The organism is Bosea sp. BIWAKO-01 (assembly GCF_001748145.1).
In the GTDB taxonomy this organism is placed as follows: Bacteria; Pseudomonadota; Alphaproteobacteria; order Rhizobiales; family Beijerinckiaceae; genus Allobosea.
Window position 1 is genome coordinate 3,381,860 of the sequence record NZ_BCQA01000001.1, and the last position, 15,819, is coordinate 3,397,678.

17 protein-coding genes are annotated in these 15,819 nt (G+C 64.8%); 7 read left to right on the forward strand and 10 right to left on the reverse strand.

Annotated features, from left to right (window positions below; translation table 11 throughout):
• Positions 1-14: 14 nt before the first annotated feature.
• The 3 genes from BIWAKO_RS15630 to BIWAKO_RS15640 form a co-directional block, all read right to left on the reverse strand.
• A complete protein-coding gene (locus BIWAKO_RS15630) occupies positions 15-581 on the reverse strand; it encodes an NUDIX hydrolase (RefSeq protein ID WP_084651442.1) in 567 nt (188 codons plus the stop codon).
• On the reverse strand, positions 578-1,618 hold the full coding sequence (locus tag BIWAKO_RS15635; RefSeq protein WP_069879444.1) for a DUF3616 domain-containing protein: 1,041 nt from the start codon (positions 1,616-1,618) through the stop codon (positions 578-580). The genes BIWAKO_RS15630 and BIWAKO_RS15635 overlap by 4 nt, the downstream gene beginning before the upstream one ends.
• A 553-nt stretch (positions 1,619-2,171) precedes the next feature.
• Positions 2,172-2,900, reverse strand: a complete 729-nt coding sequence (locus BIWAKO_RS15640; RefSeq protein ID WP_069879445.1) for a glutathione S-transferase family protein — start codon at positions 2,898-2,900, stop codon at positions 2,172-2,174.
• A gap of 422 nt (positions 2,901-3,322) precedes the next feature.
• Between BIWAKO_RS15640 and BIWAKO_RS15645 the strand changes: the two genes are divergently transcribed.
• Complete coding sequence (locus BIWAKO_RS15645; RefSeq protein ID WP_069879446.1) at positions 3,323-3,646, forward strand: hypothetical protein; 324 nt, start codon at positions 3,323-3,325, stop codon at positions 3,644-3,646.
• A gap of 146 nt (positions 3,647-3,792) precedes the next feature.
• On the opposite strand, the gene BIWAKO_RS15650 is transcribed toward BIWAKO_RS15645, so the two are convergent.
• Together BIWAKO_RS15650 and BIWAKO_RS15655 are read right to left on the reverse strand one after the other, a co-directional pair.
• Positions 3,793-4,566 carry an SDR family NAD(P)-dependent oxidoreductase gene (locus BIWAKO_RS15650; RefSeq protein WP_201788627.1) on the reverse strand — a complete coding sequence of 258 codons (774 nt, stop codon included), beginning with the start codon at positions 4,564-4,566 and terminating at the stop codon, positions 3,793-3,795.
• Between the two features lie 13 nt (positions 4,567-4,579).
• Positions 4,580-4,963: a hypothetical protein gene (locus BIWAKO_RS15655; protein ID WP_069879448.1), complete on the reverse strand. Its 384-nt coding sequence runs from the start codon at positions 4,961-4,963 to the stop codon at positions 4,580-4,582.
• 64 nt (positions 4,964-5,027) lie between these two features.
• On the opposite strand from BIWAKO_RS15655, the gene BIWAKO_RS15660 reads away from it, so the two are divergent.
• Positions 5,028-5,687 (forward strand): TetR/AcrR family transcriptional regulator, encoded by a 660-nt coding sequence (locus BIWAKO_RS15660; RefSeq protein ID WP_069879449.1) that lies wholly within the window; start codon positions 5,028-5,030, stop codon positions 5,685-5,687.
• Between the two features lie 27 nt (positions 5,688-5,714).
• Here BIWAKO_RS15660 and BIWAKO_RS15665 read toward each other — a convergent pair whose 3' ends face one another.
• The gene (locus BIWAKO_RS15665; RefSeq protein WP_084651443.1) at positions 5,715-6,695 is read right to left on the reverse strand and encodes a LysR family transcriptional regulator; all 981 of its coding nucleotides are present in this window, start codon (positions 6,693-6,695) and stop codon (positions 5,715-5,717) included.
• A gap of 133 nt (positions 6,696-6,828) precedes the next feature.
• Between BIWAKO_RS15665 and BIWAKO_RS15670 the strand changes: the two genes are divergently transcribed.
• Positions 6,829-8,256 carry an MFS transporter gene (locus BIWAKO_RS15670; RefSeq protein WP_201788702.1) on the forward strand — a complete coding sequence of 476 codons (1,428 nt, stop codon included), beginning with the start codon at positions 6,829-6,831 and terminating at the stop codon, positions 8,254-8,256.
• A 243-nt stretch (positions 8,257-8,499) separates the two neighbouring features.
• Positions 8,500-8,934 carry a DUF2721 domain-containing protein gene (locus tag BIWAKO_RS15675; protein ID WP_069879451.1) on the forward strand — a complete coding sequence of 145 codons (435 nt, stop codon included), beginning with the start codon at positions 8,500-8,502 and terminating at the stop codon, positions 8,932-8,934.
• A gap of 58 nt (positions 8,935-8,992) precedes the next feature.
• On the opposite strand, the gene aceB is transcribed toward BIWAKO_RS15675, so the two are convergent.
• On the reverse strand, positions 8,993-10,594 hold the full coding sequence (gene aceB, locus BIWAKO_RS15680; RefSeq protein ID WP_069882531.1) for a malate synthase A: 1,602 nt from the start codon (positions 10,592-10,594) through the stop codon (positions 8,993-8,995).
• Positions 10,595-10,769: 175 nt separating this feature from the next.
• On the opposite strand from aceB, the gene BIWAKO_RS15685 reads away from it, so the two are divergent.
• Positions 10,770-11,288 (forward strand): GNAT family N-acetyltransferase, encoded by a 519-nt coding sequence (locus BIWAKO_RS15685; RefSeq protein ID WP_069879452.1) that lies wholly within the window; start codon positions 10,770-10,772, stop codon positions 11,286-11,288.
• 68 nt (positions 11,289-11,356) lie between these two features.
• On the opposite strand, the gene BIWAKO_RS15690 is transcribed toward BIWAKO_RS15685, so the two are convergent.
• From BIWAKO_RS15690 to ygfZ, 3 genes are read right to left on the reverse strand one after another with little or no spacing between them, the layout of a single operon-like run.
• Positions 11,357-11,953 carry a YfbR-like 5'-deoxynucleotidase gene (locus tag BIWAKO_RS15690; protein WP_069879453.1) on the reverse strand — a complete coding sequence of 199 codons (597 nt, stop codon included), beginning with the start codon at positions 11,951-11,953 and terminating at the stop codon, positions 11,357-11,359.
• 2 nt (positions 11,954-11,955) lie between these two features.
• The gene (locus BIWAKO_RS15695) at positions 11,956-12,579 is read right to left on the reverse strand and encodes a DNA-3-methyladenine glycosylase I (RefSeq protein WP_069879454.1); all 624 of its coding nucleotides are present in this window, start codon (positions 12,577-12,579) and stop codon (positions 11,956-11,958) included.
• Complete coding sequence (gene ygfZ, locus BIWAKO_RS15700) at positions 12,576-13,460, reverse strand: CAF17-like 4Fe-4S cluster assembly/insertion protein YgfZ (RefSeq protein ID WP_069879455.1); 885 nt, start codon at positions 13,458-13,460, stop codon at positions 12,576-12,578. The genes BIWAKO_RS15695 and ygfZ overlap by 4 nt, the downstream gene beginning before the upstream one ends.
• A 97-nt stretch (positions 13,461-13,557) precedes the next feature.
• On the opposite strand from ygfZ, the gene BIWAKO_RS15705 reads away from it, so the two are divergent.
• Together BIWAKO_RS15705 and BIWAKO_RS15710 are read left to right on the forward strand one after the other, a co-directional pair.
• A complete protein-coding gene (locus BIWAKO_RS15705; RefSeq protein ID WP_069879456.1) occupies positions 13,558-14,895 on the forward strand; it encodes a dihydroorotase in 1,338 nt (445 codons plus the stop codon).
• A 145-nt stretch (positions 14,896-15,040) separates the two neighbouring features.
• Positions 15,041-15,703, forward strand: a complete 663-nt coding sequence (locus BIWAKO_RS15710) for a dihydrofolate reductase family protein (protein WP_069879457.1) — start codon at positions 15,041-15,043, stop codon at positions 15,701-15,703.
• Positions 15,704-15,819 lie beyond the last annotated feature (116 nt).

Below are 15,819 nucleotides of genomic sequence, written 5' to 3' on the forward strand. Positions count from 1 at the left end.
TTGCGCCAACAATGTTAGCGCACCGCGACCGAAGCGAGGCGGGCTGCGACGAGCGGCGCAATGCTGGCGAGTTCGGCGACAGGCTTCCAGGCTGCGGCGTGAACTTCCTCGAGCTGCGCGACGAGCGGCACCACGGGATCGGCGATGAAGAGGTATTGCAGATCGTGGTGGATATGGTCCGGCTCGCCGCGCGAGGGTTTTCCGGGGACGTCATGGCTGTCGATGACGAAGGGCAGATCGTCGCCGCGATGCCAGGGATGCAGCGCAAGCCTGCTGACGCCGGTCTCCTCGACGGCCTCGCGCGCAGCGGAAAGGTTGAATGCTTCGGCCGGCTCGTAGTGGCCGCCTGGCTGCAGCCAGCGACCGATGACGACATGGTCGATCAGCAGCACCTGGGCGTGATCCGGCGACAGAACGATCGCACTGGTGGTGACATGGCCCGGAAAGGTGTCGCGCTCGTCGAGGGCATGCCCCGCGGCGATCTGCCAGCGCAGCAGCGAGAGATGTTCGCGTCGTGAGGCGACCTCGGCGCGATAGCGTGTCACTACGCCCTCAAGGCGAGACCGGAAGGAAATTGTCATGGCAGTTGCAGCTCGTATTCCTGGAATCGGCCATTCTTGACGCCGTCATAACCGATCAGGAAGCGCAGGCGACCAGGCCTTTCCTCGAGAATGGTCACGACCTCTGCCTTGGCATCCTTTGGCGGTGCAAGTGTGCCGAGATCCCTCGGTGACTGGGGCGCGGCAGGGTCAAGCAGCAGCAGGCCATAGGGAACGTCCTGTTCCTGCGCAGGGCCGACCAGGACCAGCAGGCGTCCGTCCCGCAGCGCGGCAAGGTCGCGCACGCCGCGATTCGGGCCAGCCGGGAAAGCGATCACAGTCGGGGTGCCCTGCGCGGGTTCATTGCCGGGCGCAAAGAGTTCGTCCGGATTTGTTTCGAGCAGGAAAGCGCGACCGTTCTGCGACGGCGCCCGCAGGCCAATCCAGAGCCTGTCATGAGCGGTCGCGATGCCTTCGATGTTCAGGCCGTTGCCATCCGTCAGGGGCTTGCCGAAAAAGGGCGCAACCTCGCCGGCACGACGCAACTGATCACTCAGGCGGTAGGTCAGTTCAACCTGGCCGATGGGGTTGCCGGCCGTGTCGACCTTGACCCGAGCGAGCTGGAAGGACGAGAGGCGAAACTCGCTGCTGTTGCGCGAGCAGCCATGCGAACCGGCGACGTAGAAATAGGGCGCGGCATACGCAACCGCCTCGCCATCGAACTCGCCATAACCGCCAGTCGTCGGACAAGGGGACGCGGGGATCGCGCCGAGCGCAGTCGGGGAGGGGCTGTCCCCGATCAGCTCGACCACGCCGGCAGGCTTGATGCGCCCCTTGGTCAGGATAGCGAACTGGGCCGAGCGGTTCTCGTCATTCGCCAGGAGGCAGCGCCGCTCCTCGCCATTCGCCGGCAGGCAGGCCAGGCCGCTGACATCCTTGGCTGCCTTGTCGGGCTTCTTACCGGCAAAATCCTCGGTCGCTTCGACATTGCGGACGGGCTTCAGCGTCTTGGCTGACGCCGGTAGCGCGAGCAGCAGCGCTGTGGCGAGAGCAGTCGACGTCAAGGCAAGGCGAGGCATGGCACGGTTTCCGGTTGCCGCGGGATTGAGCGCGTCGCGCCCGGTGCTGTCAAAGCATTAGTCCGCATCATGCACATTCGGGGCCGGTCAGGCTCGCCCGTGTGCCGGGCTCCATCCGATTGACGTGCTTCTCGCACTCTCGCTGCAGCGGAGAGCCGGAATCCAGTCGAGCCCGCCCTGGCGACCGAGGGCGGGGCCCTTGCCGTTCGGAATGCGAGGACTATCTAGCGCGGGTTCACCGAGACCCTGTCTATGCTGCCCCTCGATTTCCGTGTTCCCGGCGTCTTGAACTCAAAGGAGATGCTCATCGCAGAGGCCATCCACGCCCGAGCATGGGAAACCGTAAGAAGCGACCCAGATCTTGCTGGAGACGAGGCCGAAGCTGCGAAGGCGAGACTTGGAGGGATCGTGGCTCGTATGATGTCAGATCCTTCCAGATCCGTCGGGGATCTTGCCGCTGCAGCAGTCCGGGCCTTCAACGAAAGCCCCCGCACGCCCTGAGCGGAGAGGGGCCTGCGCGCAACCAATGGCGCGCAGGCCGTTCTCATGCGTCTCAGGCCGCGAGTACGCCGTCTGCGTTGCGCAGGACATCGGCGAGCGGAACGAGCCCCTTCATCGCGCCACTGCCTGTCGCCGGCTTGCCGTCCTCGATCGCGACCGCGAAGCGAAAAGCGGGATCGGCTTCGATGCGCTGACGCAGCGCCAGGATGCGGGGATAGTCGCGTGGGTCGACGGCCTTGTGGAAGTCCACCCAGCGCGCGACGCCGGCAAACACCGCGTCGGCCAGCGTCGGTCTGTCGCCGAGCAGGTAGTCGCTGTCGCCGATCATCGCCTCGAGTTGTTCATGGCGCTCGGCGACAAAGCTGCGGCCGAACTTGCGCAGCGTTTCGCGATACTCTTCCGTGAGATCCTCCGCTTCCAGCGCCACCCACATTGGGACGAACGCACCGGTGAACCCGGTATTGAGGAAGGCGACGAATTGATGCAGCCGGTCGGCCTCCGGCGTGCCGGGCTCGAAGCTGATGCGGCGGTCGGAGTCGCGTGCCTCCAGCCACAGGGCGATCGCCATCGTCTCGGTGAGGACGCGACCTTCGCCGGTGATCAGCACGGGCGTCTCGACCCGGCCGTTCAGGCGCTTATAGGCATCGGTGCGCATCTCTCCCAGCATATCCACCCTGGTGAGGCGATAGGGCTGGCCGAGCCATTCGAAGGCGGTCACCAGCCCCGCGGAACTGCCGAGCGGAAAGCCGGAGGTGAGGATCGGTTCAGGTATCGGGTTCATGTCGTTTCTCCAACGTCGATGCGTTGGATATGCGGATGTGGACGCCTGGCGTGTAGATTGGCAATGATGGACTGAATATCCACACTGATGGACTTTGAGCGAGCGGCTCGCCTGCGCTGGCTTCATTATCTGGAGCGCTGGCTATCGAGAACCGCAGGGCAGCCTGCGTCTCGTCATTGCGGTCGCGGTCGCCAATTCCTTCGTGCGAGCGACAGCAGCCGTTCTCGAAATCCCGGCTCGACCTTGGATCTCCCGTGAACGGGATGCCGCTGCCTGGTTCTGTCCTGCGCGCCTCTTCCTGCTTCAGCGAAAGCAATTGCTGGTGATTGCAAGCCTAGGGTCTCCGGGAGTCGCTCCCATAAAGGCTCTACGGCGATCCCCAGCGCCTCAGCGGCGATACGCCCACCGAGGAGCTGGCCCGGATGTTCGACAGCTGCGTGACATTTGCCGAGGACGCCATGATCGATGACGGGGCTTATCTCAGGTTGTTCGACTATCCCGGTCAGTCCTGTCGCGCCGGCGATCTCTGGCGGCACATTCTGGAGAATTTGGATGACAGCTTGGGCATTGTTTCAGCACGCTGGACACCCATTTGGGCAACCATCGTGAAGCATGGCAGCCTTGCCCGCCGGATCGAGGATGCAGTGGGCTCGAGCCCGTCACGTGAGCGCTTGGCCGCAGTCTATCGTGATCTCTGCGACTGTCTCCAGCAAGGCACCATGTTCGCTGCCGACAGGGACAGTTGAGACGCATACAGGCGGCTGAAGCACCGCGACGGGCTCAGTGAGAACCCTTGTCCATGAGCCTCTTGGGGCAATAGCAGACGGCCGTGCGATCGCTTGCTGGCCCAGCTGGCCCAGCTGGCCGGGTTCGCCGGCTTTGGCGCCAGTGATCAGTGCATCAGCCGTCCGCCGGCGATGTCGAGGGTTGCGCCCGTCAGCCAGCCCGAACTGTCCGAAGCGAGGAACAACGTGGCCGCCGCCACGTCTGCCGGCGAGCCGAGCCGCCGGACCGGATGAGCGAGGACCACCTGCTCCCTGATGGCGGGAGGCATGTGTGCTGCGGTCCGGTCGGTCAATACGGCCGATGGTGAAATGCAGTTCACGCGCACGCTGGATGGCCCGAGGTCGTGTGCGGCTTGCTGTGTGAGCATGATGACGCCGGCCTTGGCGACCCCATAGCCGAGCGGCGCCTGCGAAGGCGCGCGCCCGGCTGTCGATGCCATGGTGATGACGACGCCGCCGCGGCCCTGCTTGAGGCTTGGCAGGAAGGTTTTGAGCGTCAAGAACGTGGCGGTCAGATTGTGGTCAAGGCTGGAGTGCCAGTCCGCCTCAGTCACATCCTCCAGCGCAACGGGCCTGCTGGTCCCGCCTCCGGCGAAGGCGGCGAGAATGTCGAGCTTGCCGCGCCGTGCAACGAACTCGGCACGCGCGGTCTCCAACTCGTCGTGCCGGGTGCAGTCGATCCGGACGGCGGCATGCCCGTCGGAGATCGCCTCCAGGGAGCGCAGCACGGTGTCGAGCCGGGGCTGGTCGCGGCCGGCAACCGTCACGGAAACCCCGTTATGCGCCAGCCAACGCGCGGTCTCGGCGCCGATCCCGCCGGAGCCGCCGGTGACCAGCGCCGTTTTGCCGGCGAGGTCGGGGAAAGTCGGGATGTGCGACACGGTTGACGGTTGCTCAGACATAGCGTGCGACCGTCATGCAGATCACCGTTACGAGCAGCAGCCCGGCTGAGATCCGGTAGAGGAGGCCCAGCCAGGGCGCAGCTTGGCCGGTCCTGCGCAAGCCGCGCAGCACCCCGACAGCCTGGATCGCCAAGGCCGCCACCGCGGTGCCGGCACCGAGCGCAAGCAGCATTTCTGCGTTTCCGACGTTCCCGGCATGGATGAAACTCCACAGCAGAGCGCCAGAGATCATCGCGACGACGGCGGCACCGAACTGCGGGCGGAAGAGGCGGGCGACGTCGTTTGCCCCAGTGCGGGCCAGTACGAATGTCGTGCCTGCCCAGAACACAGAGGAGAGTACATGCACGGCAATGATAGTGATCAGGAAGGGCTCCATCGGCTAGGCTCCGAAACAGCGTCCGTTTGAATGGCGCGATATTGGATATACATATTGTATAGTCATGAATCACGAGAGAACGTCAAGGCCCTATTCGAGCGCCAAACGAGAGGCCAAGACCGCGGAGACGCGCGGCCGGCTCCTCGCTGCGGCCGCGGTATTGCTTCGGGAACCGGCTGGAAGGACGCTCTCGCTAGAGGCCGTGGCGGCCGCCGCGGGCGTGACCCGACTGACTGTCTACAACCAGTTCGGCTCGCGACGCGGGCTGCTGGAGGCGACCTTCGACGCCCTGGCGGCTGCCGGCGGGATCGCTGATCTTGCAGACGCGATGGCAATATCTGACCCCAAGGAAGCCTTGGCGGCGCTGGTCACGGTGTTCTGCGGCTTCTGGGGTTCCGATGACGGATTGGTTGGGCTGTTCGCGACAGCGGCCGGCGACACCGAGCTTGCGGAGAGCCTGGCAGAACGCAATGAGCGCCGCCGGCTGGCGCTGGCCGCGCTCGTGCGCCGCCAGGGTGGGCGCGATGAGCAGTTGCAACGTGATGCCGTCGACCTGCTCTTCGCGCTGACCAGCTTTGCCGTGTTCCACATGCTGCGGTCCGGCGGGCGCGAACCTGATGCCATATGCGCGCTGCTTCAACCGCTTTGCGACCAGGCTCTGCGGGGCAATGATGGTGCGCCGAACCTGTCGCTGCGGGGGCCGGGTGTCTCAGCCGGATTGTGACAGGGCGGCAGCTGCTGACATCGGACGTCAGTAATCGGGCAGGAGATAAACCTGCGGATGGCGCCGTCGGTTGTTCCCTGTTTCAGCCGGCACCCCACCCATATCATCGGGCGATTTCTGCATCCCGCAGACCCGGCGGACGCACTCGCGCAGCCAGCGGTGTGCAGGATCGGCATCCAGCCTGGGATGCCAGAGCAGGGACACGGCGATCTCAGGCACGGAAACTGGCAGCGGAAAGGTGACCATGCCGTCGCGCAGGGTCCGAGTGTGTCGTTCGGGCACGATGGCGACGAGTTCGGATCCACGCGCTAGCGAGAGCGCGGGCGAGAAGCCGGTGACGATCGTGGCGATGTCCCGCTGTAGTCCGATCGCCTCCAGCGCGTCGTCGATCGGTCCCTTGTCGAGACCGCGCCGCGAGACGAGGATGTGCCGGCCAGCAGCAAAGCGATCGGCGGTGATCTCGCCTGTGGCCAATGGATGTCCCCGCCGCACGACCCCGACGAAGTGATCCGAGAACAGCGCCCGCGTCCTGATTTCCGGACTCTGCGCCGCCCCGATGACACCTGTTTCGAGATCGACACTGCCCTCGCGAAGCTGCGTACTATCCTTGTCCAGCTTCTGGACGAAGCGGAGCCGTATACCGGGCGCTTCCGCCTGGATGTGCGCGATTAGTTCAGGCCCAAAGGCCTCGACGAAGCCGTCGCTCGCCCGAACCGAGAAGGTCCTGACAAGCCGTTGCAGATCGAGCGCCTCGGCCGGCCGCAGGATTGCCTCCGCTTCCTGAACGAGTGGACCGACGCGATCCCGCAATTCCAGTGCACGCGGCGTTGGTACCAGGCCGCGCCCCGCCCTTACCAACAACGGGTCGCCGATCGTCTCGCGCAGCCGAGCTAGGGCTCGGCTCATCGCGGACGGGCTTAGCCTCAGGCGCCGGGCAGCGCGGGCCACGCTGCCTTCTGTGAGAAGGACATCGAGGGTGATGAGCAAGTTGAGGTCGGCTCTTGTCATGCTGGCGAGACTAGCACGGTTTGCCATGATGTGGCGTCAGATGCACTGATTGAGTGCAAATGCTGCGCCTTCCGCCAGGTGTCAAATAGGGGCTACCTGCTTCGAACCCTGCTTCGGAGCCCCCCCAACGATGATGAAAGCGATTCTTGACCCGCAGTCCCCCACCGAAGCCACGACGGCCCAACGTGGCGCGCCTCGTTTGGCTCTCGCCAGCCTGTCCCTCTGCATGTTGCTGTCCTCACTTGGCACCAGCATTGCCAATGTCGGCCTGCCGGCGCTGGCGCAGGCCTTTGCTGCCTCCTTCCAGCAGGTGCAGTGGGTGGTCCTCGCCTATTTGCTTGCCATCACCACGCTTAGCGTCGGGGTCGGACGACTTGGCGACCTCGTCGGACGCCGCGCGCTTCTGCTGGCCGGAATAGCGCTCTTCACAGCGGGCTCGGCCGCGTGCGGCCTTGCATCCGGCCTCGCTGGCTTGATCGCCGCGCGGGCCGTGCAGGGGGCGGGCGCCGCAATCATGATGACGCTGAGCCTGGCCCTTGTCGGCGATGCGCTGCCGAGGGACAGGACCGGCACTGCCATGGGGGTGCTCGGCACCATGTCGGCGGTCGGCACGGCACTCGGCCCCTCGCTCGGTGGTGCTGTCATCGACGGCTTCGGATGGCGAGCGATCTTCCTTGTCACTGCCCCCTTCGGCCTCGTCGCCTTCATGATCGCCTTGCGGAGCCTTCCGGTCGATTGCCTCGGGAGGAGGGGAGACAAGCCGCGCTTCGACATGCTCGGCACGTTGCTGTTGGCCGCTTCGCTGGTCGCCTATGCGCTCGCCATGACCTGGAACCGCGGTGCATTCGGCTTGCTCAATGGCGGGCTTCTGCTCGCTGCGGTAGTCGCCGCGCTCCTGTTCGTCCTGGTTCAAGTGCGGGTCGCGGCGCCCTTGATCCGCCTCTCGATGCTGCGCGAGCCCGGGCTGCGGAATGGCCTCGCCACAAGCGCGCTGGTCGCGACGGTGATGATGACAACACTGGTGGTCGGTCCTTTCCACCTCACCATGGCGCTCGGCCTCGATGCATCGGGCGCCGGCCTGGTCATGGCGATCGGGCCGGTTGCCACGGCGCTCTCGGGCGTGCCGGCCGGCCGCCTGGTCGATCGGTTCGGCGCTCAACGCATGAGCGTGGTGGGCCTGACCGCCATGGCGGTCGGATCGTTTCTGTTTGCGCTCATGCCGCTGCAGATCGGGATTGTGGGCTATGCTGTTCCCCTGATCGTTCTCACGCCTGGCTATGCGCTGTTCCAGGCCGCCAACAACACGGCCGTGATGCAAGACGCTGGACCGGAACGGCGCGGGCTCGTCTCCGGGATGCTCGGCCTCGCCCGCAATCTCGGCCTGATCACCGGCGCTTCGGCGATGGGCGCGGTGTTCGCTCTCGCCGCAGGGACGGACGGCGGTGCAGTCTCATCTCCGGACATGGTCGCGACCGGATTGCACGTCACCTTTGGCCTGGCTGGAGCAATGATCGTCGTGGCCCTTGCCATTGCGAGCCGCGCGGGCACTCCCGCTGCTTGAGGATGGAAGCCAGCAGCGATCGGGCTGCAGTGGGTGTCGCGGCGTCGGTGAGGGCCCAGCGGCGCATGTCCATCGTCAGCAGCGGATCGCGGTAGACAGGCGCATCAGTCGCGCGTTTCATGAAACCTCGCTCTAACCCTGCATGATCGCTTACGCCTGCGACGGGACTGGGGGGCTCCCTATCGCGCCCGATTGGTCAATCCGCTCGGCAGTCGAAGGCGTTCGCGACGAGGCGGAGAAACGATGATTCCTGAGCTTCCGTCCGTGAACCAGCTTTCACTGGTCATCAGTCAGGCTGCGGCACCGGCATTCCTGCTCGGCGCAGTGGTCGGGCTGATATCGGTCCTGATCAGCCGCCTGGAGCGCATTCTCGACCGTTCGCGCATGTTGAGCAGCCTGCAGGGCGACGGCCTTGTCGTTCATGAACTCAAGGCAGATCTTCCCCGGCTCGAGCGGCGAGCCCGTCTGATCAACAGCGCGATGCGTCTTGCCATCTCAAGCGGTGTTTCAACGATCCTGCTGATGATCCTTGCATTCATGTTTGCGTTCGTCGGGTCGGCGCATGAACGGGGCGTGGCCGTGCTCTTCATCGTGGCTGTTGGGCTCTTCGGCGCTTCGCTCGTCCAGTTCCTGCGCGAAATCAACGTCGCCTTGCGGCGTAGCGATCATATCGGCTGAGCCGCGTATCGAGGCGTAACGACGACCGGCACCGCCAAGGCGGTGCCGGTCGTTGGACTCAACCGAGCTTGTCGTAAGCCGGGACGGTGAGGAATTCCTCGAATTCAGGCGCGAGCGAGAGGGTCGAGAACAGCTCGATCGCCTCGGGGAAACGGCCCTTGGCGTAGTTTTCAGGCCCGACCTCGCCCTTCACGCGCTCCATCTCCTCGGTGAGGCAGCGCTTGAAGAGATCCGCGGTGACGACGGTGCCCGCATCGACGGTGACGCCGTACTGGATGAACTGCCAGATCTGGGCACGGCTGATCTCAGCCGTCGCGGCATCCTCCATCATGTTGTAGATCGGCACCGCGCCGCGGCCGCGCAGCCAGGCTTCGAGATATTGCACGCCGATGCGGATGTTCTCGCGGAAGCCGGCCTCGGTGCGCGTGCCCTCATGGACCTCGAGCAGATGCTCGCGCCCGACGGAGACATCCTCGCGCTTCTTGTCGAGCTGGTTCTGCTGCGGCATCAGCCGGTTGAAGACCTCCATGGCCACGGGCACGAGATCGGGATGGGCAACCCACGTGCCGTCATGGCCGTCGCCGGCCTCACGCTCCTTGTCGGCCCGGACCTTGGCGAAGGCGGCCTCGTTGGCGGCCGGATCGTTCTTGACCGGGATCTGCGCCGCCATGCCGCCCATGGCGAAAGCGCCGCGGCGGTGACAGGTCTTGATCAGCAGCAGCGAATAGGCCCGCAGGAAGGCCTTGGTCATCACCACCTGCGAGCGGTCGGGCAGGACGAAGGCCGGGTTGCGGGCGAGCTTCTTGATGAAGGAGAAGATGTAGTCCCAGCGGCCGCAGTTCAGCCCGGCCATGTGATCCTTCAGCTCATAGAGGATCTCGTCCATTTCGAAGGCTGCGGGCAGGGTTTCGATCAGAACGGTGGCCTTGATCGTGCCGGTCTTGAGGCCAAGCGCGTTCTGAGCGGAGACAAAGACATCGTTCCAGAGCCTGGCCTCGAGATGGCTCTCGAGCTTCGGCAGATAGAAATAGGGGCCGGAGCCCGCAGCCAGCGCCGCCTTGGCATTGTGGAAGACATAGAGGCCGAAATCGACCAGCGAGCCCGAGGCGATTTCACCGTCGATCTCGATATGGCGTTCCGGCAGATGCCAGCCGCGCGGGCGGATGATCAGGACGGCGGGCTTGTCCTTGAGCTTGTAGGCCTTGCCGGTGGTCGGCTCGGTGAAGTCGATCCGGCAGGCCCAGCGGTCCCTGAGATTGATCTGGCCTTCGACCATATTGGCCCAGACCGGAGAGGAGGCATCCTCGAAATCGGCCATGAACACCTTGGCGCCGGAGTTCAGCGCGTTGATGATCATCTTGCGGTCGACAGGACCGGTGATCTCGACACGGCGATCCTGCAGATCGGCGGGAATCGGCGCCACCTTCCAGTCGCCTTCGCGGATATGCCTGGTCTCGGTCAGGAAATCGGGCGTCTCGCCGGTATCGAAGCGCTTCTGGCGCTCCTTGCGCAAGGCGAGCAGGCGCTTGCGCGTCTCGTTGAAGCGGCGCTGCAGGTCGGCAACGAAGGCGAGCGCGTCATGGCTCAGGATCTCGTCGAAGCGCGGACCCATTGCGCCCTTGATGACGACACCCTTCGGCAGGGTCTTGGTGTCCGACATGGCGGTCTCCTTCGCATTCGGCAGGGATGAGATGAGGCGCAGTATCGGAGCAAAGCGCTTTCTCCTGTAGCCGTAGGAATGCTTGATAACTTTTGCAAAAAAGGAATAAATCGGCATTCGCCCTCTGTCCGCGTGCGTGCAATATCGGAGCGCGGAAAGGCAGGAAGTATCGGCGATGACCAAGGTAGCAGGACCTCACTGGCGGACCATGACCGTGCCTGATCTCGACGCTGTCGTCGCAGTGGCGGCCGAGGTTCATCCGGGTTTTCCGGAGGAGGCCGCCATTTTCGCCGAGCGTATGAAGCTGTTTGGCGATGGCTGCCGGGTCCTGGACATGGGGAGCGGGATCGCCGCCTATCTGCTCAGCCATCCCTGGCGCGAGCTTGAGCCCCCACCACTGAACGCTCTGCTCGGCGCGCTGCCGCCCGCTCCCGGGACCTTCTACATCCATGATCTCGCGCTGATGCCGCAGGCGCGAGGCACCGGCGCCGCGGTCCTTGCGGTCGCCGATGTGCTCAGGCTCGCTCAAAGGTGCGGGCTGCCTAGCCTGTCGCTCGTTGCGGTCAACGCCTCTGTCGGCTTCTGGGGCAAGCAGGGTTTTTCGGTCGTCGCCGATCCGCGACTCGAGGCCAAGCTTGCGAGCTATGGCAGCGATGCGCGTTTCATGATGCGCCCGGTGGACAAGGCGGAGTGAGCCGAGATTGCTGAAGTATCGGCCGGGAAAGTGGTCATCGAGTCGGATGCAATATCCGGTCCGATGATCTAGGCGAGGGCCTGAAAGCGCTCAAGGAAGCGCGCTTGCGCGACTTCGGTCGACAGTGGCCTCAGCCAGTCCGTGACCTCGCGCGGCAGCGGCTTCGGCCGGCCAAAGAAGATCAGAGCTTCCTCGCGGTCGAAATCGGCGAGTTCTGTCGCCTCGAGGAAGGCCGAGATCTTGTCGGCGTCCTTGGTTTTCCGCGCCAGCATGACGGGCGTCGTCGCCGGCAGCCCGAAGCGCAGATGGATTGCGGCAAGCAGCCGGAGCTCGACGCTCTTATAGGCGTCGCCCATCACCACCTTGAAGGGCGAGATCATGTCGCCGATGACATATTCGGGAGCATCGTGAAGCAGCGCCATCAGCCGCCAGGGCTTTGACCAGTCCGGATTAAGGTGGCTCGCTATCGCCTCGACCAGCAGGCAGTGCTGCGCCACCGAGAAGGAATGCTCGCCGCGCGTCTGGCCGTTCCAGCGCGCGACGCGAGCCAGACCATGCGCGATATCCTCGATCTCTATATCGAGCGGGGAGGGGTCGAGCAGATCGAGCCTCCGGCCCGACAGCATGCGCTGCCAGGCGCGGGGTGGAAGCGGCGCCTTGGCCATGCTCAGGCCGGAACGCGGGTGTCGCGGGCGAGCACGGCGCATTCCTCATAGCGGAAACAGCCGGTCAGATGGTCGTTGACCAGTCCGCAGGCCTCCATGAAGGCGTAGACGATGGTCGGGCCGCAGAAGGTGAAGCCGGCGGCCTTCAGCTCCTTGGAGATCGCCTTGGAGACCGCCGTCTCGGTCGGCACCTCCTCATGAGTCCGAAAAGCGTTCTGGAGGACGCGACCGTCGAGATGGCGCCAGAGGAAATCCGAGAATTCGCGCCGTTCGCTGATTTCGAGATAGGCGCGAGCGCTCTTGATTGCGCCCTCGATCTTGCCGCGATGGCGAATGATGCCAGCATCGCCGAGCAGCCGCTGGACATCGGTCTCGGTGAAGCGGGCAATCGCCTCCGGCTCGAAACCGGCGAAGGCCGAGCGAAAACTGTCGCGCTTGCGCAGAATGGTGATCCAGGCGAGGCCGGCCTGAAAGCCGTCGAGGATCAGCTTTTCGAACAAGGCGCGCGAATCATATTCGGGCACGCCCCATTCGGTGTCGTGATAGGCGAGATAGAGCGGATCGGTCCCCGGCCAGATGCAACGGAACTTGCCATCCGGGCCTTCGACTGCTGCGCGTCCGCTCATGCTGCTGCTCCAAAGCCGGGCTCGCCGGGGAAGGGGAAGCGGATAAAGTCTGGCTTCTCCAGGGTAAAGGCTACGCCGCCGCCTTCGAGTCTTTCGCCTGCGGCCATGGCGTCGGCGACACGGTCGAGCCGCAGCATGGCGAGCCCGCGCCCCTTGGCGCAGGAACCGATGCGGCCGAGCACCTTGCTGCCGGCGGTCGCCTCGACGCCCATCTCGGGAACCAATCCCTCGGTAAAGACCACCGGCACGATGCGGGTCCGAGCGGTGCCGCGATGCTGCATGCGCGACACGACCTCCTGGCCGATATAGCAGCCCTTCTTGAAGGAGACGCCGCCGAGCTGGTCGAGCAGCGCCTCATGCGGAAACGTGTCACCAAAGACGAAATCCCTGCCGCCATCGGGAATGCCGAGCGCGATGCGCCTGGCGTGGTAGGCATCAGGTTCGGCGCTGACGAGCGAGCCGACGTCGTTGCGGTCAGTGATCGCGCGCTCGCCGAGCGTCGGCAAGCGCGGGTCGGCATAGACGAGGCCGGCGTCGTCGGGGAGCGAGAAACCGCCGCTCGATGCGACCACGGTGGCCACCTCGGTGAGATCGTCGAGCGCGACCTTGGCGCGCAACTTGTAGAGCTTCAGCCGCTTCATCAGATCGGGAACCTGCAGCAGCGGCACGTCGAGAAGAAAACCTCCTCGTTCCTCCTCCGGCACTGCGACCACGAAGAAATCGCTGATGATCTTGCCTTGCGGTGTCAGGAGCGCGCCATAGCCGGCATGGTCCGGTGTCACCGCGTCCATCTCGTTGGTGACGATGTTCTGCAGGAAGTCGCGCGCGTCCTCGCCGCTGACGCGAATGACGCCGCGATCGACCAATCGGGTTGCAGGCATGGTGAAGCTCGTTTCTGATCGCTGCCAAGGACTGGACGCGGGTCCGTTCGATAGGTAGGCCGCTTCAGCCTCATCCTCAACCAGCAGGACGCCTCCGATGCCGCAGAGCTATGATGTCATTCTGAAGGGCGGCACCGTCGTGAATCACGATGGCCGTGTCCAGCGCGACCTCGGTATTACCGGCGGCAAGATCTTGGCGCTCGGCGATCTGTCGCAGGCTTCCGCGGGTGAGACGGTCGATTGTCGCGGCCTGCATATTCTGCCGGGCGTCATCGACAGCCAGGTGCATTTCCGCGAGCCGGGGCTCGACCACAAGGAGGATCTGGAGACTGGCTCGCGCGCCGCGGTGCTCGGCGGTGTCACGACCGTCTTCGAGATGCCGAATACGATCCCGCAGACCACCGACGAGGCGTCGCTGGCCGACAAAGTCAGGCGCGGTCGGCACCGGATGCATTGCGATTTCGCCTTCTGGGTCGGTGGCACGCATGAGAACATTGCCGATGTGCCGGAGCTGGAGCGCCTGCCGGGCGCGGCGGGCATCAAGGTCTTCATGGGTTCCTCCACCGGCTCGCTGCTGGTCGAGGACGACAAGGGCGTCAGTGAGATCCTGAAGCGCACGCGCCGGCGCGCGGCCTTCCATTCCGAAGACGAGATGATGCTGCGCGAGCGCATGGGCCTGCGCGTCGAGGGGGATCCGTCGAGCCATCCGGTCTGGCGCTCGCCCGAGGTCGCCCTGACCTGCACCAAGCGACTGGTGCGGATTGCACGCGAGACCGGCGCGCGCGTTCACATCCTGCACATCTCGACCGGCGAGGAGATGATCTTCCTCAGGGATCACAAGGACGTCGCGACCGTCGAGGTACTGCCGAACCATCTGACGCTCGTCGCGCCTGACTGCTACGAGCGGCTTGGCACCTATGCCCAGATGAATCCGCCGATCCGCGACGACAGCCATCGCCGGACGATCTGGTGGGGGCTGGAGCAGGGCATCGTCGACGTGCTCGGCTCCGACCATGCGCCGCATACGCATGAGGAGAAGCATCATGCCTACCCTGCGAGCCATTCCGGCATGCCGGGCGTGCAGACGCTGGTCCCGATCATGCTTGACCATGTCAATGCCGGGCGGCTTTCGCTGGAACGGTTCGTCGATCTGACCAGCCATGGCCCCCAGCGGATCTTCGGGCTTGAGGGCAAGGGGCGGATCGCGGCAGGCTATGATGCGGACCTGACCATTGTCGACCTGAAGCGCCGCGAGACCATCACCAATGACTGGATCGCCTCGCGCTGCGGCTGGACGCCCTATGACGGCGTCACCGTGACCGGCTGGCCCGTCGGCACCTATGTCCGCGGCCGGAAGGTGATGTGGGAGCGCGAAGTCGTGACGCCTGCGCAGGGCGAGCCAGCGCGCTTCCTGGAGGCGCTGCCGCGCAGCTGATTTTTTTCGCGCGATCGTGTCGATCGTGCGCTGACCCGTTCGACGTATTGTCACGGAGCAGGGGAGGCCGCAGGTCATTGCGGCTTCTCCGGAGCTCCTGACAATCGCGCGGGGGCACGGCTCCCGCCCAACGGGAGATCCGCAGATGAGAAACGTCGTTGCCGCCACATTCCTGTCCCTGGACGGCGTGATTCAGGCGCCGGGCGGCCCGGAGGAGGATAGCGCAGGTGGCTTCAGCCATGGCGGCTGGACCTTCCACTACTGGGACGAGCCGATGGGCGAGGTCATGGAAAAGGCCTTCGCCGAGGAATTCGACCTGCTGCTCGGCCGCAAGACCTATGACATCTTCGCGGCGCATTGGCCGCATGCCGGCGACGACCCGGTCGCCATGAAGTTCAACGCCTGCATCAAATATGTCGCGACCTCTGCGCCGAAGACGCTGAACTGGCAGAATTCGGTCGCGCTACGTGGCGAGATCGCCGCCGAGGTCGCGGCGCTGAAGCGCCAGGACGGTCCCAAGCTCCTGCTCCAGGGCAGCAGCGAACTGATCCAGCTGCTGCTGGCGAAGGACCTGATCGACGAGTTCAACCTGTTGATCTTCCCGGTGGTGCTCGGCGCAGGCAAGCGGCTGTTCGGCGAGGGCACCATGCCCGCTGCCTTCACGCTGGTCGAGAGCAGGGTTTCGAGCACGGGCGTGATCATGGCGACCTATCGTCGAGCCGGTGCGGTTACGACCGGCTCCTTCGTGCTTCCGGCGCCGAGCGAGGACGAGATCGCGCGCTGCGAGAAAAATCTCAGCGCAGCCTGAAAAAAGTTTCGGCGCGTTGTCGATTCCGGAGCGCTCCGTTCGACGTGAGGACAGAGAGCGGGAATTCTCCTCTCTCCGAACCAAAATCAGAACCCACCTATCCCAGGAGAAGACCG